Genomic DNA, 1,757 nt, shown 5'->3' with positions numbered 1-1,757 from the left:
TGTGTCAGTACCCAATGAGCGGGCTGATACTCCGCTATCGCAGGCAAGCCAGCTCCCACAGTTTTGACCGCATTCAGTCTTCAAAATGTATGGGGCAGTTGTCGGCCCCTTCCAGCTTTTTCAGCTCATCCACCACCTGCGGCCGCGCCCGGCGCAGTGTCAGGCTGCGTCCCAACCCGCGCAGCCGCCGCGCTTCCTGGTGCAGCATTTCCACCCCCGAATAGTCGATGAAGTTGATCTGCTGCGCTTCGATCACCACCCGTTCGCCCTGCAAGCTTTGCAGGCGCACTTGCAGGTAATGGCTGGCGCCGAAAAAGATCGAGCCGCCGACCCGCAATACGTCTTCATCGCCGTCCCGCCATTGCTGCACCCGAGGTTGCGAAGTGCGCTTGAGGTAGAAAAACAGCGAGGCCAGCACCCCGGCATAGATCGCCGTTTGCAGCTCCAGCAGCAAGGTCGCGGTACAGGTCAGGCTCATCACTGCAAACTCGGCGCGGCTGACGCGGAACAAGGCGCGAATGCCGCGACGGTCCACCAGCCCCCAACTGATCAGCAAGATGCTGGCGGCCATGCTCGGGATCGGAATGTGTGCGATCAACGCCGCACCAAACAGTGCAAACAGTGCCACCCACACTGCGGAAAACACGCCGGCCAAGGGCGAACATGCGCCCGCCTCGTAGCTCAGGCCCGAGCGCGTAAAAGAACCGGCTGACAAGTAGCCGGAGAAGAATCCGCCGACGATATTGGATAAACCCTGCGCGCGGACTTCCTGGTTGGCATCAAGCAACTGCTGAGAACGCGCCGACAGTGAGCGGGCAATCGACAGGCTGGTCACCAGTCCGAGCATGCCTACCGCCACGGCGCTGGGCAGCAGGCGCAGGATCACGTCCAGGTCCATGGGCAGTGGGCTGAACGGCGGCAGCTTGCCGATAAATGAACTGACCAGCGCCACATGCCCGAACATCGCCGGCCACAGCCACGCGACCAGGCTGCCCAGAGCCAGGGCGATCAGCAGTGTCGGCCAGCGTGGTACGAGGTATTTGAGCAATGCGCCGACCAGCAACGTGCCCGCACCCAGGGCGAGGGACGCCGGGTCCCATTGGCCGCCATGGTCGATCAGCGCCACCAGGCTGTTGATGGCCGTGGCCTGGCTCGGCAGGTCCATCCCCAGCAGGTTGGGCAACTGCCCCAGGGCAATCACCACGGCGGCGCCGAGGGTGAAGCCGAGCACCACCGAATGGGAGACGAAATTCACCAGCGCGCCAAACCGCAGCATGCCGAGTAGCCACTGGAAAATACCCGCGAGAAAGGTAAGCAGCAGGATCAGCGTGATGTAGTCCTTTGACCCCGGCACGGCCAGCGGGCTGACACTGGCATAAAGCACGATGGAGATCGCCGCCGTGGGACCGCAGATCAGGTGCCACGAGGAGCCCCACAGGCAGGCGATCAACACCGGGATGATGGCGGCGTACAGCCCATATTCCGGTGGAAGGCCAGCGATCAAGGCGTAGGCAATCGACTGCGGCAACGCCAATACCGCGCCACTGAGGCCGACAACGGCATCCCGACCGACGCTGGTGCGGGTTTGGCGCGGTAGCCAGGCGAGAAAGGGGAAGAGTGTATGGCGGTTGGGCCGGGGCATCAGGGTCTCGGTTTGAGTGTTTGACGCAGAATATCAGTACCTACAAAACCCTGTGGGAGCGGGCTTGCTCGCGAATGCGGTGGTTCAGCTAAGTCATTGTTGGCCGGCACGCCGC

Annotated in this window: 1 protein-coding gene; it reads right to left on the bottom strand. The window is 62.7% G+C overall.

The window, feature by feature from the left end; genetic code table 11:
• Positions 1-73 precede the first annotated feature (73 nt).
• The gene (locus ACW9IB_RS29420) at positions 74-1,642 is read right to left on the bottom strand and encodes a SulP family inorganic anion transporter (protein WP_457369173.1); all 1,569 of its coding nucleotides are present in this window, start codon (positions 1,640-1,642) and stop codon (positions 74-76) included.
• Between the last annotated feature and the right edge of the window lie 115 nt (positions 1,643-1,757).

It is taken from the genome of Pseudomonas sp. SDO524_S393 (assembly GCF_054071875.1).
The sequence above is the reverse complement of the archived record's forward strand: the minus strand, read 5'-3'. Positions and strand labels throughout refer to the sequence as shown.

Coding starts and splice junctions, on each gene's coding strand:
- ACW9IB_RS29420 (WP_457369173.1), bottom strand. CDS start 1,642: ATGCCCCGGCCCAACCGCCATACACTCTTCCCCTTTCTCGCCTGGCTA.